General features: G+C 43.5%; 21 protein-coding genes. 8 read left to right on the plus strand and 13 right to left on the minus strand.

The window, feature by feature from the left end:
* Position 1 precedes the first annotated feature (1 nt).
* From AC2SLO_RS00085 to AC2SLO_RS00100, 4 genes are all read left to right on the plus strand, one after another.
* On the plus strand, positions 2–1003 hold the full coding sequence (locus AC2SLO_RS00085; RefSeq protein ID WP_486541473.1) for an NAD-dependent epimerase/dehydratase family protein: 1002 nt from the start codon (positions 2–4) through the stop codon (positions 1001–1003).
* Between the two features lie 3 nt (positions 1004–1006).
* Positions 1007–1984 carry an ATP-grasp domain-containing protein gene (locus tag AC2SLO_RS00090; protein WP_486541471.1) on the plus strand — a complete coding sequence of 326 codons (978 nt, stop codon included), beginning with the start codon at positions 1007–1009 and terminating at the stop codon, positions 1982–1984.
* Positions 1985–2035: 51 nt separating this feature from the next.
* The gene (locus AC2SLO_RS00095) at positions 2036–3241 is read left to right on the plus strand and encodes a DegT/DnrJ/EryC1/StrS family aminotransferase (protein ID WP_486541469.1); all 1206 of its coding nucleotides are present in this window, start codon (positions 2036–2038) and stop codon (positions 3239–3241) included.
* A 165-nt stretch (positions 3242–3406) separates the two neighbouring features.
* A complete protein-coding gene (locus tag AC2SLO_RS00100; RefSeq protein ID WP_486541468.1) occupies positions 3407–4885 on the plus strand; it encodes a capsule assembly Wzi family protein in 1479 nt (492 codons plus the stop codon).
* An 83-nt stretch (positions 4886–4968) separates the two neighbouring features.
* Here the strand turns inward: AC2SLO_RS00100 and galE are convergent, their stop codons facing one another.
* Positions 4969–6048: a UDP-glucose 4-epimerase GalE gene (gene galE, locus AC2SLO_RS00105; RefSeq protein WP_486541466.1), complete on the minus strand. Its 1080-nt coding sequence runs from the start codon at positions 6046–6048 to the stop codon at positions 4969–4971.
* Positions 6049–6213: 165 nt separating this feature from the next.
* On the opposite strand from galE, the gene AC2SLO_RS00110 reads away from it, so the two are divergent.
* The gene (locus AC2SLO_RS00110; protein WP_486541464.1) at positions 6214–7419 is read left to right on the plus strand and encodes an amino acid aminotransferase; all 1206 of its coding nucleotides are present in this window, start codon (positions 6214–6216) and stop codon (positions 7417–7419) included.
* A gap of 509 nt (positions 7420–7928) precedes the next feature.
* Here AC2SLO_RS00110 and AC2SLO_RS00115 read toward each other — a convergent pair.
* The gene (locus tag AC2SLO_RS00115; RefSeq protein WP_486541462.1) at positions 7929–9530 is read right to left on the minus strand and encodes a Na+/H+ antiporter NhaC family protein; all 1602 of its coding nucleotides are present in this window, start codon (positions 9528–9530) and stop codon (positions 7929–7931) included.
* A gap of 406 nt (positions 9531–9936) precedes the next feature.
* On the opposite strand from AC2SLO_RS00115, the gene AC2SLO_RS00120 reads away from it, so the two are divergent.
* From AC2SLO_RS00120 to modB, 3 genes are all read left to right on the plus strand, one after another.
* Entirely contained in the window at positions 9937–11133 is a 1197-nt protein-coding gene (locus AC2SLO_RS00120; RefSeq protein ID WP_486541460.1) for an amino acid aminotransferase, read from the plus strand.
* 157 nt (positions 11134–11290) lie between these two features.
* Positions 11291–12334 (plus strand): molybdate ABC transporter substrate-binding protein, encoded by a 1044-nt coding sequence (modA, locus tag AC2SLO_RS00125; RefSeq protein ID WP_486541458.1) that lies wholly within the window; start codon positions 11291–11293, stop codon positions 12332–12334.
* A gap of 140 nt (positions 12335–12474) precedes the next feature.
* Complete coding sequence (modB, locus tag AC2SLO_RS00130) at positions 12475–13176, plus strand: molybdate ABC transporter permease subunit (protein WP_486541456.1); 702 nt, start codon at positions 12475–12477, stop codon at positions 13174–13176.
* Positions 13177–13258: 82 nt separating this feature from the next.
* Here the strand turns inward: modB and AC2SLO_RS00135 are convergent, their stop codons facing one another.
* The 11 genes from AC2SLO_RS00135 to AC2SLO_RS00185 all read right to left on the minus strand — a co-directional run bounded on the left by AC2SLO_RS00135 (position 13259) and on the right by AC2SLO_RS00185 (position 24157).
* On the minus strand, positions 13259–13789 hold the full coding sequence (locus tag AC2SLO_RS00135) for a molybdenum cofactor biosynthesis protein MoaE (protein ID WP_486541454.1): 531 nt from the start codon (positions 13787–13789) through the stop codon (positions 13259–13261).
* 81 nt (positions 13790–13870) lie between these two features.
* Entirely contained in the window at positions 13871–14113 is a 243-nt protein-coding gene (gene moaD, locus AC2SLO_RS00140) for a molybdopterin converting factor subunit 1 (RefSeq protein WP_486541452.1), read from the minus strand.
* 65 nt (positions 14114–14178) lie between these two features.
* A complete protein-coding gene (gene moaC / locus AC2SLO_RS00145; protein ID WP_486541450.1) occupies positions 14179–14691 on the minus strand; it encodes a cyclic pyranopterin monophosphate synthase MoaC in 513 nt (170 codons plus the stop codon).
* 101 nt (positions 14692–14792) lie between these two features.
* Complete coding sequence (gene mobA / locus AC2SLO_RS00150; protein WP_486541448.1) at positions 14793–15527, minus strand: molybdenum cofactor guanylyltransferase; 735 nt, start codon at positions 15525–15527, stop codon at positions 14793–14795.
* A 60-nt stretch (positions 15528–15587) separates the two neighbouring features.
* A complete protein-coding gene (gene moaB / locus AC2SLO_RS00155) occupies positions 15588–16115 on the minus strand; it encodes a molybdenum cofactor biosynthesis protein B (protein WP_486541446.1) in 528 nt (175 codons plus the stop codon).
* A 50-nt stretch (positions 16116–16165) separates the two neighbouring features.
* Positions 16166–17371 carry a GTP 3',8-cyclase MoaA gene (gene moaA, locus AC2SLO_RS00160; protein ID WP_486541444.1) on the minus strand — a complete coding sequence of 402 codons (1206 nt, stop codon included), beginning with the start codon at positions 17369–17371 and terminating at the stop codon, positions 16166–16168.
* A 317-nt stretch (positions 17372–17688) separates the two neighbouring features.
* The gene (locus AC2SLO_RS00165) at positions 17689–18978 is read right to left on the minus strand and encodes a molybdopterin molybdotransferase MoeA (RefSeq protein ID WP_486541442.1); all 1290 of its coding nucleotides are present in this window, start codon (positions 18976–18978) and stop codon (positions 17689–17691) included.
* Between the two features lie 184 nt (positions 18979–19162).
* Positions 19163–19864 (minus strand): molecular chaperone TorD, encoded by a 702-nt coding sequence (gene torD, locus AC2SLO_RS00170; RefSeq protein ID WP_486541440.1) that lies wholly within the window; start codon positions 19862–19864, stop codon positions 19163–19165.
* Positions 19865–20054: 190 nt separating this feature from the next.
* Positions 20055–22580, minus strand: a complete 2526-nt coding sequence (torA, locus tag AC2SLO_RS00175; protein WP_486541438.1) for a trimethylamine-N-oxide reductase TorA — start codon at positions 22578–22580, stop codon at positions 20055–20057.
* A 31-nt stretch (positions 22581–22611) separates the two neighbouring features.
* Positions 22612–23847 (minus strand): pentaheme c-type cytochrome TorC, encoded by a 1236-nt coding sequence (gene torC / locus AC2SLO_RS00180; RefSeq protein ID WP_486541436.1) that lies wholly within the window; start codon positions 23845–23847, stop codon positions 22612–22614.
* Between the two features lie 157 nt (positions 23848–24004).
* Entirely contained in the window at positions 24005–24157 is a 153-nt protein-coding gene (locus AC2SLO_RS00185) for a periplasmic nitrate reductase, NapE protein (RefSeq protein WP_486541434.1), read from the minus strand.
* Between the last annotated feature and the right edge of the window lie 215 nt (positions 24158–24372).

Consider the following 24372-nt stretch of genomic DNA (forward strand, 5'->3'; position numbering starts at 1 on the left):
TATGAGAAAAATTATTGTATTTGGTGCCACAGGTAATCTTGGTGCCTACACATCTGTCCATCTAAAAGAACTTGGCTATGATGTATATGCGGTTGGATCAAGACCCTCTGATAATGGTTTTTTTGAATCAAAAGGTATGCACTACTTCTCTGTTGATATTACAAATAAAGAATCTTTTGATTGCCTACCTATGGATATTTATGGTGTCGTTCATCTGGCAGGAGAACTCCCCTCTCGCTATAACTACAATCCGGCAGCCTTGGTTTTATCTATAACCATAGGCACATTAAATGTTTTAGAATATATGGTTAAAGCAGGTGGTCAAAGAATCGTTTTTCCACAAACCCCTTTTGACCAATATCAATATCATAATACTCCGAATGAGATTAAAGCGGATGAACCAAAAAGCTTTCCTTTAACTGGTGATCATTCTGTTTATACAATCGCTAAAAATGCGGCCGTAGACTTAATAGACCATTATGCGGCGACGTACGACTTTAGAAGATTTCATCTCAGATTTTTTACCATATATAACTATCATCCTAATCCTTATCACTACTCCAACTTTAAACGTCAAATGATGCCCTACCGTATGCTAATGGATAGGGCTCAAAAATCATTAGATATCGAGGTTTGGGGTGATGCGACCCGATCAAAGGAAATGGTATATATTAAAGACTTTACACAAGTTGTCGGACAATGTTTTGAGGCTGACGCTCCTGGCGGTATGTATAATGTTGGTGGCAAGGAAGTTTCGCTTGAAGAACAAATTGATGGAATTATTGAGGTCTTTTCACCAAAAAACAATCCTTCTCAGAAAATTTATAAACCTGAAAAACCAGATCCCTTATTAGCAAAATTTGACATTTCGAAAACTGAAGATGAACTTGGATTCCAGCAGCAGTACTCTTATTTAGAATCATTGATAGACTTTAAAAATGAAATGCAAGCAGAACCTTTTGCTCTACTCTGGGGTAAAAAAGAAGACTTCATAGAGGATTAGATTATGAAAATGCTATTTTGTAGTGTAGGACGTAGAGCAAAACTTCTTCAAAATCTTAAAGGCTATAATATCGACGCAGAAATATTTGCGACTGATTGTAGTAAATACGCTCCAGCTCTATATTCCGCTGATAAACCATTTTTATCACCCCGTATAGATGATCCATCATATTTATCATATATTCTAGAGTTATGTAAAGATAATTCAATTCAAGCTATTACAACTCTTATCGATCCTGAAATCGAAGTTTTATCGAATAACAGAGATAAGTTTATTAGTCTTGGTGTACTACCTTTATGCCCTTCTTATGAAACAGCTAGACTATGTTTTGATAAGTTTGAGATGTATAAATTCTTAGCTGAAAAAAATATCGATACTGTTCTTACCTATGATAGTTTAGAAAGTTTCAAGTCAGGTCTAAGGGATAATAAAATTAACTTTCCTGTATTTATCAAACCAAGAACTGGAAGCGCCAGTGTTGGGGCTGAGAAAATAAATAATTTAACTCAGCTTGAAGCTCGAATAAACAGCTATAGTGATAACCATTTCATAATTCAAGAACTAATGAGTGGTGAAGACATAGATGTAGACGTTTATGTGGACTGTATTAGTAATAAAGCTGTAACTGCATTTTCTAAAAAGAAAATCGAAACTAAGATAGGTGGCGCCAGTAAAACTGTATCATTTAAAGACGAATCTCTTTTTGATTTAGTTAAAGAAATTATTCCTTATTTTAATTTCTATGGGCCAATTGATATAGACTTTTTCTACAAAGATGGAAAATACTTCTTATCTGAAATAAATCCTCGATTTGGTGGTGCTTATCTGCATGCATTTGGTGCGGGTGTCAATTTCTATGAATTGATACAAAATAACGTTAACCAAATCGTAAATACTGAAAGCTTTGGTAACTACGATGAAGGCGTAGTTATGATGATGTTCGATGACGTAGTAATAAAACCCAGCTCTGAACTTGCCTAAGATTTTGCTTAACTTATTAGCCGATAAATAAAAATATACGGATTTATAATCATGCTAAATACTCAATTCCAACCTTGGCCTAGCTTTACTCAAGAGGAAGCTGATGCGGTTAGTCGTGTCCTGTTATCTAATAAAGTCAACTATTGGACCGGACAAGAGGGTCGCGAATTTGAAAAAGAATTTGCAAAGTGGGCCGATAGCGAGTACGCCGTGGCTATGGGTAATGGGACGTTAGCCTTGGATGTCGCATTACAAGCTTTAGAACTACAGTCTGGCGATGAAGTTATCGTTACGCCACGTACCTTTATCGCTAGTATCTCTAGTGTGGTCAATGCCGGTCTGACACCTGTATTTGCTGATATCGATAAAGATAGTGGCAATATCTCTCCAGAGACCATAGAAGCCGTAATCACCGATAAAACACGCGCTATCGTTTGTGTCCACTTAGCAGGATGGCCGTGTGATATGGATGGCATCATGGCACTTGCTGAAAAGCATAAACTATACGTGATTGAAGACTGTGCGCAAGCTCATGGTGCTAAATATAAAGGTCGCAGTGTAGGTAGTATTGGGCATATTGGCGCTTGGAGCTTTTGTCAGGACAAGATCATGACCACAGGTGGTGAAGGTGGTATGGTCACGACCAATGATGAAACGCTTTGGCGTAAAATGTGGGCCTATAAAGATCACGGTAAAAGCTATGCCGCTGTCTATGAAACCGAACACCCACCCGGCTATCGCTGGCTACACGAAAGCTTCGGAACCAACTGGCGACTGACAGAAATGCAGTCTGTCATCGGTCGTATTCAACTGACGCGTATGTCTGACTGGACCATTAAACGTACTAAAAACGCACAAGCGATCTTACAAGCGTGCCAGCAATGGGAAGAAAAAGGCTATCTTAATGTGCCTGTGATGGAACAGACGTCAGGCTTTGAAAACTGCACCCATGCTTACTACAAACTATATGTCTATGTAAACCTTGAGAACCTACCGGAAGGCTGGTCGCGTGATCGTATTATCGACGAGATAAATGCGTTAGGTGTTCCTTGCTACTCAGGCTCTGCCTCTGAGGTCTATTTAGAAAAAGCCTTTGATAATACTGGCCTTCGTCCAGATCCGAGACTACCCGTCGCTAAACAGTTGGGCGAAACCAGCTTGATGTTCTTGGTACATCCTACATTGCTAGATAGTGAAATTGATAAAACAACCCAAGCCATTCAAACTGTCTTTTCTAAGATTGATAAAGACGCCTAATATATGCCTTCGGAATAAGCTTACTTGCTTATATAAAACCTATTAAATAAAGACTTATTACTAAATAGGTCTTTATTTATGAGCTATAAAAAAGCACAATTAATATTATTTTTCTATGATAATCAACATAGAACATTACTCTGACAATTTTTAAGGCCCTTTGCTATGAAAGCATTATCAAACCCTATCAAATTAAGCCTATTATTAGGTATTACGCTAGCCAGTAGTACTGTCTTCGCTCAAAACTTACACATGAACGACATGAGCCTAAAGTCTGAGCTTGATTGGTTACAAGCGCAAGGCGTGATCCAGATTAGCACGAGCACATGGCCTCTGACTGCTAATGAGATTAATCGAGCGTTGTCGAATGCAAAAATTCAGACCACTGAACAGCAACAAATTATTCAATCTGTACGTTATACACTGAGTAAGCAGCCTAAGTCATTAGTGAATACTAAAGTATCTGCCTATGGACAAACCAGCAGAGAGCAACTACCTCAAAGCTTTGCTGATGATAAGATGGCAGACTTCGGAGCCAGCGCTCAAGCAGGAATGAGTGAAGATGATTGGGAGTTTAATGTACAGGTTAATCTAAAAGATGACGATTTAATTGATGACGATGATGTCAGCTTTGAAGGGTCGTACATTGCCGGTAAATATGCTAATCAATGGCTGATAGCTGGTCAAATACCCACATGGTGGGGCCCTGGTAATGATGGTAGCTTAATTCGCGGTGATGCGTCTCGCCCTGTCATGGGGGTTACTATGCAGCGTGATACGCAAGCGGCACCAAGTAATCGCTATCTAAACTGGATTGGCCCATGGCAGTATCAGTTATTTGCGGGTCAGTTAGAGGATTATAAAGCGGCTGATGATGCAAAGCTAATTGGTATGCGTTTGACAGCGAACCCTACTGACTGGTTAGAGCTTGGTGCATCTCGTAGCTTTATGTGGGGCGGTGATGGACGTCCTGAAAATTGGGATTCGTTTTGGGATGCTTTAAAAGGTACTAAGGATAATGGTGGTACAGGCGATCCTGACCCTGCAAACCAATTAGGGGGTTTTGATGCTCGTGTAAATTTAGCATCTTTGATTAACGCACCTGTCGGTGTATATGGTCAGTACATTGGTGAAGATGAAGCTGGTGGCCTACCCGCTAAAAACATGTACCTTGCTGGCGCTGATTATGCATCAAGCTTTAATACCGAACAATTTGGTGCGGTGCCTTACCAACTATATACGGAGTGGACAGATACCCTTACTAGCGGTGATGTGAGGGGTATCTCTTATAATCATAGTAATTATACCGATGGTTATTATCAACAAGGCTATCCATTGGGTTATGCTTTAGGTGGAGACACAGAGAGTATCGCTATTGGTGGCAAGCTTTGGTTAGATAATCAAAACTTTATTAATGCCAAAATGCAGTATGCCAAAGTAAATCAATCTGGCAAAGTTGGTAGCCGCTCATATAATAATAACCATGCTTTCCCTGAATCAGACAAGTTAAAAGTATTGGATGTTGCATGGGAGCATCAACTAAATCCAAAAACCTTGATTTCGAGCCGTGCTTGGGTATCTGATTCTGATATTCACTCAACAGATATCGGTGGTGGTATTGGTATTGAGTTTAATAACTTTTAAACGTTAAGCCTAGATTATAAAATAAAAAGCAGTCGCTTAATTAAAATTTAGCGGCTGCTTTTTATTGCCTACTATCAGGATTTTTACTTATAGCCGTCAGGATTCTGACTTTGCCAGTGCCAACTGTCTTTACACATATTCTCAATCGTTAGTTCAGCCTCCCAACCCAATAAAGCTTTTGCCTTATCAGCCCCTGCATAACAAGCAGCTATATCACCTGGGCGTCTAGCACTTATCTGATAAGGTACCTTTTGACCTGTTGCCGTTTCGAAAGCGTCTACTAATTGTAGAACCGAGCTTCCATTACCAGTCCCTAAATTAATCGCCTCAAAACCCAAACCTGTTTTAGACGCTTGATGACTCTGCTCTAGATAGTCTAAAGCAGCCACGTGACCTTTAGCTAAGTCGACTACATGAATAAAGTCGCGTACGCCTGTACCATCAACCGTATCATAGTCCCCACCAAAGACACTTAACTGCTTAAGCTTACCGACGGCGACTTGGCTAATATAAGGCATTAAATTATTGGGGATACCATTAGGGTCTTCCCCGATTAACCCTGAGCTATGTGCCCCTACCGGATTAAAGTAACGTAGACACGCAATATTCCAACTAGGTTCTGCTTTAGCTAAGTCTTGTAAAATATATTCAACTGTTAGCTTGGATTGACCATAAGGATTGGTGCAAGATCTGGGTGCTGTTTCAGGAATTGGTAAGATTTCAGGATCGCCATACACCGTGGCTGAGGATGAGAAAACAAAGTTTCTCACATTATGCGCTTGCATTGCCTCTAATAAGACCAATGTACCGGTGACATTATTTTTGTAGTATTTAAGTGGCTGTGCTACTGACTCACCAACCGCCTTTAATCCTGCAAAGTGAATAACACCGAAAAAGTCATGCTCTGAAAACACTTGATTTAACAGCTCACCATCAAGCACATCCCCTTTTATAAAAGGTATCTCCTTACCCGCGATTTGCTCAGTACGTTTTAATGCCTCAAGATGACTGTTTGATAAATTGTCATAGACCACCACATCATAGCCTGCTTCAATCAGCTCGATACAAGTATGTGAGCCGATATAGCCAACGCCACCAGTAACTAATATCTTATTAGTTTGACTTTTATCAGTCGTTGCATTTTCAGTATTGGTTAAGATCATAAAGTGGTCTCATTGATTGATTCAGTATGTATTGGTTCATTACGTCTTACATTATACAAGTTATTAGTTGATAAGTAAGGAAACTAAACAATCTTAGATTGAGTTAACCCTCATTCTGGTTTATCCTTTGTATGCTATGACTCACCAACCTGTAAAGGATAAAATATGTTTGATCGTGTCGATTATTACCCTGGTGACCCCATTTTAGGTCTTAATAAGAAATTTGCCACTGACCCAAACCCTAATAAAGTCAATCTTGGTGTGGGCGTGTATTATGATGAAGACGGTAAATTGCCGGTACTGGACTGTGTGAAGACAGCAGAACAGCGTATTGCAGACCCTATCACTCCGCGTCCCTACCTACCGATGGAAGGCCTACCTGGACACCGTAAAGCGTGCCAAGAGCTATTATTTGGTAAAGGTGCTCAAGTACTAGAAGACAAACGTGTGGCAACCATTGCCACAGTGGGCGGCTCTGGGGCGCTTAAAATCGGCGCGGAATTTATCAATGAATGGTTCCCTGATGCCAAAGCCTATGTCAGTGACCCAACCTGGGGCAACCACATCTCTATCTTTGAGTACAGCAATGTGCCTGTGGCGAAGTATCCGTACTATGACAAAGCCAGCAACAGCGTCAAATTTGATGAGATGGTGGCCTTCTTTGAAGCCTTGAATAAAAACGACGTCGTCATCCTGCATCCTTGCTGTCATAACCCTACCGGTATGGACTTGACACCTGCGCAATGGGACAAAGTACTCGAGGTCATCCAAACCCGTGAGTTAATCCCGTTTATGGATATCGCCTATCAAGGCTTTGGCGAAGACATGGACAGCGACGTGTATGCGATTCGCAAAGCGGTCGATATGGGCTTGCCACTGTTTGTCAGTAACTCATTCTCTAAAAACTTATCATTATATGGTGAGCGTGTCGGCGGTCTATCGGTGGTCTGCCCGACCGCTGAGCTTGCCGATAGAGTATTTGGTCAATTGCAATTTACGGTGCGCCGTACATACTCAAACCCACCGTCACATGGCGGTCATATCGTCGATATCGTCATGAATGATGACGCGCTATATGAGCAATGGGTCAGCGAAGTGTATGGTATGCGTGACCGTATCAAAGCCATGCGCTTAAAGCTTAAATCAGTGCTTGAAGCGAAAGTACCCGGTCGTAACTTTGACTATCTGACTACCCAAAATGGTATGTTTAGCTTCACTGGTCTCACGCCTGAGCAAGTCGAACGCTTAAGAGCGGAGTTTGGGGTATATATGGTGTCCAACTCACGTATGTGTGTGGCGGGACTCAATACCAGCAACATCGATTATGTGGCGAATGCGATGGCGGAAGTGTTAAAGGACGATGCTAATTAAAGCTTAATACTTTTGGTATTTCTAATTTTTTAATATCTGGGCTGAACAATTTAATTGTTCAGCTTTTTTTTATGAAATCCCAACCGAAAATCCCCCCAGCCCTCCTTTAAGTAATCCTCCCCAGCCCTCCTTTGAGAAAGGAAGGAGTTAAAAAATCCATCCCAACCTTCCTTTGAGAAAGGAAGGGGGTTAAATCCATCCCAGCCTTGCTTTTGAGAAAAGAAGACATTAATTCAGATTACGATAGATAGTGGTAAACGACAGGATGTGACCGCTAGCCCAGATTGCAGTGGATATACTGCCTGACGGTGCAAATTGCGATGGCTGGGGGTTGGCTGGCACGCGAAGCAGGTGACAGTCAACGCCCACTTGCCAACGCTTTGCACAGACGGGCAGATAGTAGCACAAAGCTGGATCAGCTCCTGTTGTATTATCGCCTTCATACTGTTAATACGATGCATTGCACCCGTTTAGTGTGGCAGGTTGATGGTTATTGTTGGGTGTTATTGTCATTGATCGTTATGAGGATTGGCTAGGGTTTTGGGTTGTTTTTGACTAATGGTAAAGCCGGTAAAGCCAAATATCAGGGTCAATAACAACGACAAGTAACAAAAGAACGCGTAAGGCAGATAATCCAATACCGGAACGTCTAACGCTTGGCTAATAAAGACCCCGCAGACACTCCACGGCACTAACGGGTTAATCACCGTGCCCGCATCTTCGAGGGTGCGCGATAAATTCTTCGGATGGAGGTTGAGACGCTCAAAGGTCGGTCTAAACGCGGTGCCCGCCAGCAATAGACTTAAATACTGCTCGCCAATCAATACGTTGACACTCAGTGCGGTCATGGCAGCGGCAAATATGGCTTGTCCGGCATTGGTTAAGGTATCGCGTAGCCCTGATAACAAAGCAGGTAAGATACCCAAGGCTTTTAGCAGTCCGCCTAAGCTTAACGCCAATATCACAATGGTCTGGGTAAAGAACATACTTTGCACCCCGCCCCGTGACAACATATCGCCGACGTCACCCAATTCTAACGACTGCCCAGAGGGGCCAGTTGGCGTATAGCCTGCAAAGAAGTAACCACCCAATTGCTCGATGCTGAGCGTGCTGTGGCTAAATGTAATGACTAACGCGGTGAGGATAGTGGCGATAATTGTGTAAATGGCGTTGACGCGCAGTAGGGCCAATACGATCAATACCACAAACGGCAATACCGCATAGGGGTGTACTAAGCCGCTGTCGATCAATTGTGCTTGCAGGACGGTGACTTTACTAAGACCGCCGCTTTGGCTCAGTTCGCTTGCTTGACTAAGAACCTCGCCTTGCGCCAATGCCGTGACTTGAGCCAATTCTGGACTGTGAGTCTGCCCTGAGAATAGCCAAAATAATGCGACACTGATTAGCCATGCCGGTACGGTGGTATATACCATATTGCGAAGGTGCTCGAATAAATCAATACCGACCACAGACGAGGCGATAGTGCCCGTATCTGATAGCGGCGACATCTTATCACCAAAGAATGCGCCAGAGACCACCGCACCCGCCGCTATCGCCACATTGGCATCGAAGGCATGGCTCATGCCAATAAACGCAACGCCTAAGGTAGCAACGGTGGTGAGACTACTGCCCAAGGCAATACCGATAATCGAGGTCAATACAAACGCTGAGATATAATAAAAATCAGGTGAGATCAGCTCAAAGCCATAATACATGAGGGTCGGAATGGCGCCAGACATCATCAAAGCGGCGACCATCAGTCCGATAAAGAAAAACAAATAGATGGCGCCAATACCACTCATCACCCCTTCTGCCATGTGGGCTTGCATCTGCTGAAAGCTTAGACCTCGAGTCTTACCAATAAAGAATAAAAAGCAAATCGCCAATAGCAACGACAAGTGAGGCACCCAGCCAAAGCCTATCATGGTGATACCCATAACCAATATCACTAGGCCAGCAATGATAAGCGCCCATAGTGGCGTGGGCAGTGGACTTTGCGGTGGACTGGGCGGGCGGCTGTGTGGTGGGCTGTGTGGCGCACTTTGCGGTTGAGTGGACTGGTTTAGATCTGGGGACGGTTGTTGTGCGGTGTCTGTCTGCGCTGTCGTCATACACGCTTCCTCCTGTTGACCCAATAATGAAATAGCGGGTATTTTTGCTCCGGGATTTATTGATAGATTTGCTGTTTTGTAACGGCTGTTTTGCTTTGGCTGTTTTGGGTTGTGTCAGTTTTAGTGTTCTATTTTTCGAGCTATGTTTTTGAGCTATGCTGTCGAGCTATCTATCTACCTATATTGCTACCTATATTGGTACTGTTATTGCGACCGATAGGTTTGGACACTATGTTACGGACGCATCATAGCAATTATCACTAATTTTACCTATACTTTAATCATAAACCCAAATCATAATCCCAATAGTTATATTAATAACAATAAAGTGGCTTATTGTTGCTCAATGCGGCTCATGAACGTTATGAAGGTCAATAAAGGGCAACGTAAAACGTAAGGTTCTAAAATGTTTAAACATGTCGAGTTTTATGCAGGTGATCCCATCTTAGAATTGGTGGGTCAATATTTGGCGGACATCAATCCTAATAAAGTAAACTTGGGGGTTGGTATATACTTGGATGAGCACGGTCAGCTACCGGTACTAGAGTGCGTGAAGACAGCAGAAGCACGTCTGTCCGATCCTATTGTTCCGCGTCCTTATCTGCCGATGGAGGGACTGGTCGGCTTTCAAAAAGCCTGTCAAAACTTAGTGTTTGGTAAAGATGCGGAAGTATTACAACAAAATCGTGTCGCGACCATTGGCACAGTCGGAGCCTCTGGCGCTTTGAAAGTCGGTGCGGAATTTATCGATGCTTGGTTCCCAAAATCAAAATGCTACGTGAGCGACCCAACTTGGGTCAATCATGTTGCTATTTTTGAAGGTAGCGGTGTTGAAGTGGGTAGCTATCCTTACTATGACACAGAGACGGGCGGACTTAAATTTGAGGCGCTGATCGCCTTCTTTAAGAGCCTGAATAAACACGATGTGGTGCTGATGCATCCTTGTTGTCACAACCCCACTGGCGTTGACTTGACGCATGAGCAATGGGACACCGTACTGGAAGTGGTGAAAGAGCGTGAGCTTATCCCGTTTATGGACATTGCCTATCAAGGCTTTGGTGAGGACTTAGACAGCGATGCTTATGCGATTCGCAAAGCGGTAGAATTGGGCTTGCCAGTGTTTGTCAGTAACTCATATTCGAAAAATCTGTCTTTGTATGGGGAGCGTGTCGGTGGCCTGTCTATCGTCTGCCCGTCAGAGGATGAGGCAACGCGGGTATTTGGGCAACTGAAGCTTATCGTACGCCGTCTGTACTCTACCCCACCATTCCACGGAGAACATGTGGTCAATATCGTCATGGGTGACGATGCGTTGTACGAGCAATGGGTAGGTGAATTATATGCTATGCGAGATCGTATCAAAGCTATGCGCTATAAGCTCAAGTCGGTATTAGAAGCTAAACTACCTGCTCATAACTTTGATTATCTGACGTCTCAAAAGGGGATGTTTAGCTTCACCGGCTTGACCCCTGAACAGGTCGATCGCCTACGAGAAGACTATGCCATCTATCTATTGGCCACTTCTCGAATGTGTGTCGCCGGCTTAAATACTCATAATGTCGATTATGTCGCTAATGCGATCGCAGAAGTGCTGCAACAGTGATGTCGCGATACTAAATTAGGCACTTAACTTTCATTCGATTAAAGACGTCAACATGGGTTTCGCTGCGCTACACCACACGCTAAATATGTTAGTAGTTCGCTGACTATGACTATTCTTGTTTGCGTCAGTTTTAATCCCAATATTATCTAGGTGACCCATGTTCGCCCTATTGACTCATAAACCAGCGCTAACCTCTAAGCCAACCATAACCCTGACGTTGCGTCTAAAACAACTGGTATTATTGCCACTGGCTGTCCTGATTGCTAGCTGCTCAAATGATCAAGCAAGCAATCAGAACAGCAATCAATCTAGCATTCATAACAACAGCGACAACAACACTGCCACGCAATCTCAAACAAAGCCAAAAACAGTTGAGCATAACACCAGCGAAGACACTGAGGTTTTGCGTATCGCAGCAGCGGCAAACTTAGCAGGTGTATTACCATCTATAATTGATGAGTATAATGAAAACCATTCAGCTCAAGACTCAGTAAAGGCAAATGATAATACCCATATAGAGGTTACCTATGCGTCCTCTGGTAAGTTGTACGCTCAGATTAACTCTGGCGCACCTTATGATATTTTTTTATCAGCGGATCAAAGTTATCCGAAAAAATACGCTCAGCAGCACCAGAAACAATCAGAGCAAGGCTCGTTAGCGCAGTCTTATCAGCCCTTTACTTATGCGCGGGGTCAATTGGCGTTATACAGTAGCAAGCATCCGTTAAATAATAAGCAAGAGGCAGATAAGTCTAAACTAAGTAGTACGCAAGTGAATCAGCTGCTTTCGAACGATATGGCAACTCAGCCGACATTGAAAATTGCGATTGCCAATCCAGAACTCGCCCCTTACGGCGCATCAGCCAAAGCATTTTTGGAACAGCAAAGACTCTATCAAACCTTAAGCGCTAACAAAAATATCATTCAAGCAGAAAATATCAGCCAAGCCTTTCAATATACGCATACCGCCAGTACCGATTATGGCTTTGTTGCGCTATCACAATTAGTCAGTGCCGATATTAATTCCAGCCAATATATCCCTTTGGCACCGGACAGTTACCCTGCCATCCTACAAGATGGTATTGTTATCAGTCAGCACCCAAAGGCGGTTGAGTTTAGCCAGTACTTACAGTCTAAACCTGCTCAGCAGGTGTTTTCTAAAGCCGGATATCTGCCTATCGACAAAGGTGCCATTGAGTAAATATATGATTGAATGATAAACAAACTTTCTCATCTTTAGACTTTCATCTAATGGTCTACTTAATACGGCGTAAACCGTTATAATAGGATTTCTGCGCACACTTTTGTAGAACTCTGACCCATTGATAGTCGGTTGACGCTATGTCATTACTCTCGCCCACGCTTGCTGATATGTTGCTTCCGTTATGGCTCAGCATCAAGCTTGCGAGCGTCACCACTTTTTGCCTACTGATATTTGCGACGCCACTGGCTTATTGGCTAGCTAAACCGTCATCAAATGGCATAATCGCTCGACTAAAAATCATGTTAATGGGCATCATTGCCATGCCACTGGTATTACCACCCACAGTATTAGGGTTTTATTTACTGCTCCTGTTAAGTCCAAAATCTGCACTGGGTCAATGGCTCATTGCGCATGATATTGGCGCACTGGCATTTACTTTTGAAGGCTTGGTTATTGGTTCTATTATCTACTCCCTTCCCTTCTATATGCAGCCGGTCTACGCGCAATTTTTACGCATTCCTAAAAGCGTCAATGACATGGCTCGATTGATGGAAGCCAATAGGTTACGAAGATTCTGGCGTGTGGCTCTACCCCAAGCTAAGTCAGGTATTATTCTGGGTAGCTTGATTAGCTTTGCGCATACGATTGGTGAGTTTGGTGTGGTGCTAATGATTGGTGGCAGTATTGCGGGGGAAACCAAAGTCATCTCTATTGCCATTTACGAGCAAGTCGAAGCGTTAAACTATGGCATGGCACATACTATGTCGTTATTATTGATTGTGCTTGGGGTTGTTTTGGTTGCCTTGATTGCCAGTATTAACAAAAAAGCTCAGCTCTAAAAAAGCCCAGCTAGGCTCTAAACTGGGCTTTAAAAATACTTTGAGAGCTTACTTTGAGAGCTTGCTATCTAGCTGGCACTCTTTAGCCATTATTACTGAGCCATTTTGACGACTCATCTTGATAAAACTCTTGTTTCCAGACAGGAATATCTGCTTTAATCGTATCCAAAATCCACCTGCAAGCATCAAAAGCAGGATAGCGATGCTTAGATGAGACACCGACCCATACCGCCATATCGCCAATCTCTAATGCGCCAATACGATGAATGGCGACTGCGTTTTCGATATCAAAACGGCGCTTGGCCTCTTCGATAATCAATTTACCTTGGTTAATGGCGAGTTGCTCATAGCCATAATAGGTCAGACTTGTCACCTCACTGCCATTATTATGATTGCGCACCCAGCCCTCAAAGGTTGCTAACGCACCACATTCTTCATCTTCCAAACAGTCTTTGAGACGCTGACCATCAATCGCCGTATCAAGTAGAGCAAACCCTTGCTTTTCAGCAATCGCATAAACCTCATCCACGCTTAAGCTAATTTGGCTAGACTGTTGATGTGCATCCTTAGTAGATACAGGTGTTTCAGCTTTATTTGACTCTAAATTAGACATGGCTTTTTGTTTACCTTGTGGTTCTCAAATGCTTTTATTTGATTAACCGCTTATTTGTATTAATCGTCAGTTATTGGAAGATTAACCACCAGCGACCGGCGGAATAAAGGCAACTATATCACCTTCGTTAATCGTATCATTCCAGTCCGCAAATTCATCATTAATCGCGACTCGAACTTGTGAGCTGTCTAGCTCAAACCCATGCTCTGATTGAAGCTTGGTGTAGAGGTTAGGCAAGCTGATTTGACTGTCTAAAGTAAGTACTTCTTGTCCCTTCTTAGCTTTGTCCGCCAAACTGGCAAAATATAATACGGTAATATTCATAATGCTCTCTTTCATCTTATCTGTATTAAGTAGTACACGCTTTTAAACTGGCTATAAAAAAACCATTACGCTTGATAATCTGACTTACCACCTGTCTTGGTCACCAAACGAACATCATTAATAATGATGTCGTGTGATAAGGCTTTGGTCATGTCGTAAATAGTCAAACAGGCCACGCTCACGGCAGTCAATGCTTCCATTTCAACGCCTGTCTTGTGCGTTACCCTGACCGTACCTTGTACTTTGATGGCGCTTTTGTCATCATCATACTCAAAGCTTAAGCCAATCTTATCAAGGGGTAATGGGTGACATAACGGAATCAAATCATGAGTGCGCTTGCCTGCCATGATGCCTGCAATATGAGCGGTCTGAGTGATACTGCCCTTTTTGGTCTGCCCATCTGCATCCTTAATATGTTGATAAATATCAGATGGAAAAATCACATAACCCTGTGCTACCGCCTCACGCGTCGTCACTGTCTTATGCCCCACATCAACCATGTGAATGTCGCCATCGGCATCCAAATGCGACAGCTGTTTATCGCTTAAAGCGTGTTGGTTGTTTTGCTTGTTTGACATAGGGCTTGCTCCGACACTTAGGGTCAAATCGTGTTTGATAAAAGGTAAATTTTTGGCGGTTGTGACAAACCAGATTGCGCTTAAAGCCGTTTAAACAACATTTATTGAAACAAAATAGTCTCGCAGGCGAGTTCAAATTGCTCAGGTGTGTTGAGATTGGATAAGCGATCCCAAGATTTTGGCATATCGATAGTATGGCAAATAGGGTTGATAAAGCTCATCACTCGGCGCTCACCTGCATCCAAATAGGACTTTAACACCTCAGTAAGTGACAACTGATACAGCGCCAACAAAGGATATAAATGCTGTTTTTCACCCAAAGCATTTTCTGCCAAGCAGTATACCTTTGGGGGATTCACTCCAGCCGTTTCTTGTGTGATATCACGCTGATCAGTTATACAGTGCCAAACATCGATTGCCGAAATCAAACTATCACAACTGATAACCATCAACCACTTTGAGCGCTGCGCTTTCTCACTGCTTTGCGAGTGAAAGCTGTCCGCCATAAAATGCTGTAAACCTGAAACTATGGCGCCAAGTGGTCCTGCTGAGTGCTTAGCTTGAGCCTTTTTATTGCTACTTTGCGGTAGATAATCTTGCACATAGCTTACTTGGGCATTGCCCGTACTGACAGCCGGCTGAAAACCTTGCTCATTATCAGCAATCACCACTGGCACGCCAAGCTGACTGGCATGTCGTACATGATAATCTATTAGTGTTTCGCCCGATGGTAGCGTTAATAGGGCTTTAGGCGAGCCCATCCGTGTGGATAGCCCGCCTGCCAAAATTAATACCCCTGCTAGATTATCTAGTGTAGCTGCCTGTTTGCTAGTCATGTCACCGATGTCTTCACTTTTATGTCTTCGCTAACAATATATTAGCCAATAAATGCGCTATTAATCGTGACCTGGATTCACACGCATTAAATGTGGCACAAAGTTACATGGGCGGGTTTGACTGTCTAGCTGCTCTTTAATGATTTTAGTCCAGCCCGTACGACAAGCACCTGATGATCCCGGTAAGCAGAAAATCACTGTGTTATTGGCCATGCCAGCGACAGCACGGGATTGTACGGTAGACATGCCAATCTCTTCTTTTGAGATAAGGCGAAACATTTCACCAAAGCCATCAATGGTCTTATCAAATAAAACGCTCACCGCCTCTGGCATACTGTCACGGATATAAAAACCGGTACCGCCGGTCGTAATCACAGCATGCACGTCTGGGTCTGCAATCCAGCCACTAATCACCGCACGAATTTTGTAAATATCATCGGTAATTAACTGACGGTCCGCTAATTGATGACCGGCCTCTTGCAGTGAATCGGCCAAATATTGACCCGATGTATCTTCTGCTAAGGTGCGACTATCAGATACCGTTAAAACGGCAACCTTTAACGGCGTAAATTCTTTTTGTTTTGACATAATAAGTCCTCTAAATACTGAAAGTTAACGGTGCTCAGCAGATAATTGCTTTAGCCACCAATCATAGATAAATTATTCATAATACCGCTGTTCGACTCATCTAAATGATGATGCTCTGGCTTAATTGGCATGAAGCTGTGTAGTACGGCCATCAGTCCATTCACATCTTGGTTTTGTAAGTAATCACGAATGTCGTAATTACCTTGGTCAAACAAGCAAAGATGCACTTTACCTAAGCTGCTGACACGCAGGCGGTTACAGCTCTCACAAAAGTGCGGCGCATACGGTGCAATCATACCGATACGACCCACATAATCAGGATGGCTATACTCAATCGCCGGTCCGTCGGTCTGACCTCTTTGCTGAGGTGTCCATCCATTTTCAAGCAAATATTCTGTTATTAATGCGGACTGCGCATGCTGCGCAAAGAATAAATCGCTGTTATCACTGGTCTGCATAAACTCAATAAAACGGTACGTCACTGGTCTGGTTTTGACAAAATCCAGTGCTGACAATAAGGTCTCATAAGCAGTGCTTTCCATCAGCACGCCGTTGAGTTTTAGCTTAATATCTGTGGTTTCAAGCAAGGTATCTATGTCTGCCAGCAGGGTTGGTAACATATTAAATCCGGTTATCTTCTGGAATACTTTAGGGTCAAAGCTATCGATACTAATATTTAACTGATCAAGCCCTGCCTCATTCCAAGCTTGCAAATGTTTGCCAAGCTTATAGCCATTACTGGTCATGGCAACGGTTTCGATACCATCGGTTTGCTTAATTAAGCGAATGATGTCGGTCACATCTTTACGAATAGAGGGCTCACCCCCTGTGATACGCACCTTTTTTGTGCCCACATTGGCAAAGGCTTCCACCAGTACCTTTATCTCGTCGATGCTTAGCTCGTTTTTAGGTCGCTTACCTTGATAGCCATCTGGCAGACAATAGTCACAGCGAAAGTTGCAAAAGTCAGTGATAGACAGACGCAAGTAAGTTAAACGACGTGAAAAGCCATCGGTTAATAGCCCTTTACTGTCATTGCCGACAGTGTCTGGCTTTTTATTGTGAGCCGTAGTGCTACTAATATGATGTTTGGTGTTAAGCGATGGCGTGTCTAAGCCACTTTTGAAGGCAGTGATAGGCGAATGCCGCCCATCTGAATACAGAGATGAAGGGTGGTCCTGACCATCAAACAGTGCTGACTTTAAAGAAGGTATGTACAGCCTAGCTTGCCCTAGGTTGGCATTAAGATGGTTCATATTAGGTACCGTAATCATTTGAATAAAGTGTGCTCTAAGCGTTGCCTCAGGTTGTGGATGGAAAAAGCAAAGATTAAAAAAATAAACTAAGGATAATCTATCTTGATTACCCCAGTTTGATGCTGCAAATTTTGTATGCCTTATTATAACAGGTTGATGCTGATTAAATACTTACCCTAAAGATAAGGGCGACATCACCCTTTATACTACTTTAGTAGTAGTTCATTTATAGGATATCAAGAGTATTATTTTGTACTTAACTTGCTGCTCAGCGCCTAGTTAGAATGATTAACCCTACTAGGCAATAAATAGATTATTTAAGACCAAGGGAAAGGTTGTACGGTTACAGCCTTGCCAGCACTTAAGCTGCCTGAATCTTTTGGTAGTACAATCAAGCAATTGGCCAGACTTAACTGTTTGATACGGTGCGAATCTTGCTTACCCGCAGGACTAACGACCAAATCACCGTTGTCATCACGGCTTAAAATACCACGTTGATAATCGGCACGACCTGGTGACTTTCTAACGTCGGTCGCAAGCGTCGCTTCCACTTCTAATGACAGCGGTAAATCCTGTTCATTGACACCAGACAATCGCCATAAGGCCGGAATAATAAACTGTAGCGCCCCGACTACTGATGACAATGGATTACCGGGTAGACCAAAATAAAGCACCGGCGTCTGTAAATCTTTAGTCAGTTCACCGAACACAAATGGTTTACCTGGCTTCATGGCCACTTTGTAATGATTAATCTGACCCAATTCTTCAATCACTGTGGTCAAAAAGTCGTAATCACCCACAGACACGCCCGCCGTTGATATCAGCACATCACACTCTTGCATCACACTGAGCACCGCTTTTTTAGTCATCTCTAAATGATCAGGAATAATACCGTAATCATGAATCACCACTGGCAAATCTGCAAACATACTCTTCAACGTCGGGGTATTTGAGTTATAAATTTGCGCCAACGTCTCAAGTGGCTCACCGACTGTGACGAGTTCATCTCCCGTTGCTAAAATACCAACAACCAAGGGTTTACAAACAACCACTTCACTGATACCAAGATTCGCCAATAAGCTGATATCCGCTGGGTTTAGACGCTTGCCTGCGTGTAACACCACTTCACCGGTTTCAATCTCTTCGCCCTGCTTGCGAATATTCTTATCGACTACGGCTGTCTTAGTAAGCGTAATATGATACGGCTGTGATTTATCAACACTGTCTTTAATCTCCAAGAAGTTGGTGTTTTCTTGCATAACGACCGTATCGCAGTCACTCGGCACCACAGCACCGGTAAAGATACGCACGCCCTGCCCTGCTTCTAACTCACCACTAAAAGCCGCGCCCGCTTGTGATTCACCGATGATGTCAATTTTAGTGCCTTCATTTAACTCGCTGCCTTTGGCAATGGCATACCCATCCATAGCAGAGATACTTTGACGCGGTACATCAAAGGTCGATGTCACATCTTGCGCCAGAATATGATTTAGACTGGTCAACAGTGCCATCGTCTGCGTTTGTCGATTGGCAGCAGGCACATCATTCTCATGATAAGTTTGGATACGCTTGGTAATGGCGGCTTGCAACGCTTCTACGGTAATCACGGTAACAGACTCTCTTAATCAGATAGTATTATTTAGTATGAAGGGGTTTAATGTAAAAGGGTTTAATATGAAAGAATTTGACGGCTGTTTGCATCTTAATATTTATGTACTTAGTCAAACAGCCGATTAATGACTCAGCTTACTATATTATTTGATACGGCCAATACCTCTATTGTATAGCTTGTTATGACAACTCGTTAATCATCTCTAGCATCGCCGCTTTATCTTCCTGCATAAAATGCTGCAATAAGTCAGTCAACGCCGGATAGATATCCGTTTTGACCCGAATCTTTTGGCAACGCGCACTAAACTGCGGTAGCCAATTCAATAAAGCATTTTCTAAAAAGGCTGCCTGCTCTTTTGCTATGCTCGCAATATTTTGTTCATCGTCAGCACTAGAGTGAATCCAAACCGACATCACATTCAAATACACACTGATATGATCTTTTGGCTCACGAAAGTCTGGATGCAAACTGAGCTGATGCGTATCCAAAAATCGACCCATTTGCTGGGCAGGCTTGCCGTATAGCATATTATCGGCATCGATATAGTAAGAGGCATACGGCGGTGCGCTGTTTTTATCACTAAGCAGAAATATCTGAGCAAAATCTGCCGCCAACTCGATAAAGCGATCTGATTCAGGGATAACCTGAAGATTATGAATCGCTTTTTTAAGGCGCGTACTTTGCGCCTCTAACCCCAAATCGCTAAATATTTGATGTAAATCCGTATAGCTGTTTGGTAAATCTGCTACCGCAGTCTGACTGAGCTCATGGGCAAACACATCGGCGAACCAACGATAAAGCGCAGCACGGGCATTGTTTGCAGCGTGCCACTGTTCTGTCGTTATCTGTTCTGTGCTAGCTTGTTCTGTTGCTGTCTTCATAATTATTTCCGGTAAGATGAGCGCATTGAATTAAAGCCGTCATGATAATTTGACCTGCTTTATACTCTATTTTGAATATCTATTTTATTTCAAGAGCTGTATTTGATTGATATAGAAAGGGCTCTGCTAACCAGTCAGCAAAGCCCTTTTATTGATTATAGCAATCATATAACGACTAATGACTTATCGATTACACTCTATCATCACTAGCAGGACTGCCATCTGGATTGACGTATTTTGGACCACCGAACGAGGTCACTGCAGGCGCTTTTCCTTTTAACTTCTCAATCTCGACAATACAGGTATTGGCACTTGGGCCTTGCGCTAACATGGAGGTACCAATATCAATTGTCAAGGTATTGGGATCACCATAGGTATCGATAGCGCCAATCTCAGGTCCAGTTGGGCCATACCAAGCGCCCTCTTGAATACGAATCACACCCGATGGGAAGTTATTTGAGATAACCGCACCGGCAATTAGCTGACCACGGTCGTTATAGACACGAACTAAATCGCCATCTTTAATACCGCGGGCTTTGGCATCTTCTGGGCCGATGTAACAAGGCTCACGGCCTTGCACCGTATAAGTTGCCCGGCGCTCTTCTGACTCACAGGTTTGCGAGTGCAGGCGGGTATCTGGGTGGACTGATTGCAACCATAATGGGTATTTATCGGAGCCTGGACCACCATGCGAGCGTTCGGTTTTCTCCATCCAGATTGGATGACCTTTACAGTCCTCATAGCCATAACCGGCAATCTTACGACTGCTAATTTCGATAAATCCTGACGGTGTGCCTAACGCATTAACCTCTGGGTCTTCACGGAAGTCGGCATGACGTACCCAAGGGTCACCTTCTGGGAATAAAACGTAGCCCTTCTCCCAAAACTCTTTAAACTCTGGCATATAGAAGTCTTTTTTGAGGTTTTCTGCTCGGCAATCTTCATACAGCTGTTCAATCCATTGCATTTCGTTCATCGCACGGCTGTATTCAAGCTCACGGCCCATACGTTTGGTAAATTCATACCAAATATCAAAGTCTGATTTTGAGTGATACAGCGGGTCAACCAGTTTATGCATCGCAATCACGCCGCGGTTACTGTATGAGCCATAAGCATCAATATCATTACGCTCATAAGGGGTACACGCTGGCAAGACGATGTCAGCGAAACGACAAGTCGCGGTCCAGTTATAATCAACGGACACCACCGTTTCCATATTGCGGTAGCCTTTCTTCATACGGTTACGGTCTTGGTGACGGTGCCACTGGTTACTACCAGTAAAAATACCCATCTTCAGTGGTGGTAACGTGACTTCGTGACCGTTGAAGTTAATCTTCTTACCTGGCTCAAGCAGACAGTCAACCATACGCGCCACTGGAATAACTGAGCTATAACCATTGTAGTCACTATTGTCATACTTAGGCTTACGGCCCGTATCTAAGTTCAGCGGGAATGCGCCTGGCATTGATGCGCCTGAGGTTGGTACGCCCACTGAGCTATAATGATGTGAGTAACTGATACCGCCACCCGGTAGGCCAATTTGACCCAGCATTGCCGCCAGTACTGCGCCCATCCAATAAGGCTGTTCACCGTGTTCTTGACGCTGAATGGCCCAACCAAAGCACAGCTGCGTACGGCTCTTCGCCATCTTACGAGCCAGCTCACGGATTCTATCGGCACTGATACCACAGATTTTAGACGCCCACTCAGGGGTCTTCTCAACCTTGTCTTCGGTTTTACCCATCAAGTATGGCGTAAACTCATCCAGACCCAGTGCGTACATATCGATGAACTCTTTGTCATAAAGCTCTTCGGTATATAAAGTGTGCGCTAACCCTAACATAAAGGCCACGTCTGTCATTGGGTTAACAAACTGATGCTCGCACTCTAGGTAGTTCTGAGTTTTACTCTTCACTGGGTCGATACAGATGACTTCAATCTCTTTGTTTCTTACTTTATCGCGTAAGATTTCAAAGTACTCGTATGATTCATGCGTCTCTGTGTTCCAGCCGACCTGTAAGTTTTTGATTGGGTCGTTGGCCCAAAAGATAATCAGCTCAGAGTTATCTAGAATAACCGGCCATGAGGTGCCTTGCGAATACACCTCAGTTGACCCCAACACATAAGGCAAAATCATCTGACCGGCACCAGTAGAATAGTCGCCAGCGGTACCGACACTGTTACCGTGCATACCGATGGCTCGCACCATGTGGTTGCCACAGCTGTGTACGTTACCAACTGAGCGCCAACCGACGTTTGCGGTATGTAGCGCCCAAGGACCATAAGTCTTCTGGATACGCTCAAGCTCTTCATACAGCAGGTCTAATGCCTCATCCCAGCTAACACGTACAAACCGGTTGTCACCGCGCTGTGAGGTATCACTCTTATGACGGTTTTTGTACCAGTCGACACGAATCATTGGATAGCGAACACGTGATGGACTATAAATAATCCCTGGCACACCGTCTAAAATATCAGTCGGATATTGGTCAAATTCAAACGGCTTAATCTCAACCAGTTTGTCCGCTTCTACTCGAGCACGAAACGCACCCCAGTGAGCGCCTGACATTTTCCAGCCGTTCCAATCTTGATTGGCATCCCCACCCTTAGCTTTGGTTATGACGCTGTCATCAGCAAGTAGCGGCGTAGGCAACATGGCTGTGCCAGATAAGGCCGCCAATGATTTTAAAAAGCCCCTACGATTCATATTTTTCATAATATACCTCTTACCTTAGACAATGAGTGCGTTATGGACGTGCCGTTTGGATAGTGTTTTCAGGTGAGCCTGGTTCATGGCTGCTACCCGTAAAGTCTGATGAATTCAGCTGTAGATATTTAAGCACTAAGTTTGCTGAATCGTCATCTAGGTTGGTAAACCCGACCATACCACTGAATAGACCTGGCCACTGGTTGGCATCATGTCCTGAAGGATCTGGCTGACGGTGACACACACTACAGTTGTCGGCATAGGTTTGACCAGCGATGTCCCAAGCAGGCTCTAGACTGTCCATTAACAAGCCGTCTTCTACCCAGAATTGACCACTAACTTTTTGCCACTCAAGGCCAGTCATTGGATCTTCTTTTGATTCTTTGACAGTAACAATATTCTCATCACGAGACAGCTCTTTTTCGATAATCGCATCAACAATGTTTAAGCCAAAGTGGGTGTACCAAACACGGCCAAAGCCTTTGTTTTTACGCCACATATCAAGCTCAATCTGAGTCATGCCATTTTTATGAGCGATTACTTTCGCTGGTGCAGCCACCTCAATAGTACCGGCTTGCTGAGTTTTCTCAGAATCTAGGTATAACGGCTGTGGCACTACGTTATAGTACGTTTCACCCACGTTAATTTTGGTGCTACCCGCTTCTGAAACTAAAGAATCAAAGGCTGGGTTGTGCATGCCTTCCATCTCTGGCAATTCATGAGCAATACCTTTGTGACAATCAACACAGCTCGCATTACGCTCAGCGGCGCTACGCATAATCATCTGTGAGGTCACACGCATTTTGCTAAAGTCCATGCTGTCGTAATCGTGACAGTTACGGCATTCTTTGGAGTTGTTGGCTTTAAAACGAGCCCATTCACGCTGCGCTAATACGCCGCGGTGCGCTAAGAATTTCTCACGGGTACCGATATCACCCATCACCTGTGACAGCACTTCACGAGAGGCCTGCATCTTACGCGCTATCTTATCAGTGAAATCATGTGGTACGTGACAATCTTGACACTCTGCACGTACCCCAGTGCGGTTTTGCCAATGCACGGTTTTCTTTAATTCTGGTAGCATGTTGTCTTCCATCGTATGGCAAGACAAACAAAACTCTTCTTTGTTGGTCGCTTCGAGTGCTGCGTTAAACCCTGCCCAGAACCAAACACCGCCGGCAAACCCAATAATAATAAGGATACCGAGGCCAATTTGTGTGGATGGTTTGAATAAAAGCCGACGCAGCCAGCTAAATAGGCGTTTAATTGCGTTCATGATAATTCCTTGCCATTTGGTCGTACCAAGGTCGAGAGCTTAATCACCTGTCTCGAATGTTTTGGCGCTGATTGTCTGTTTGTTTACTTGTTTGGTCGATTACTTTTTGATAATCGCTAGAGATAAACTGCTCGCAGCTTAGCTCTAAAATCTAGGTCTAGGTTGGTGGACCCCAAAATAGCATTTGACCAAACCAGACAATAAAGCCGTAGGCACAAATAAACAGTAATGCGATAAATGGTAAAGTAATAAAAGACATCACAAGGGCAGTTATCCACTGATTTTTGACTGGTTGCTCTTTTGCTTGCATACGTTACCCCTTCATTTATTGTTGATAGCTGTTATACGCTAACTTAATCTTTGAATTATCGAGGGTACTCGAGAATGAAGAAACTTGATGCGTATGTAGAATGTCTGTGTTGCAGTACTGGCTTGCAAAAACTTCTTAATAAAAAGTATCAAAATGCAAGCTTATTTATAAGTAAAACTAAATAGTAATATGATACTATATCGCGACTATTTATT

The organism is Psychrobacter sp. CX14 (assembly GCF_057396205.2).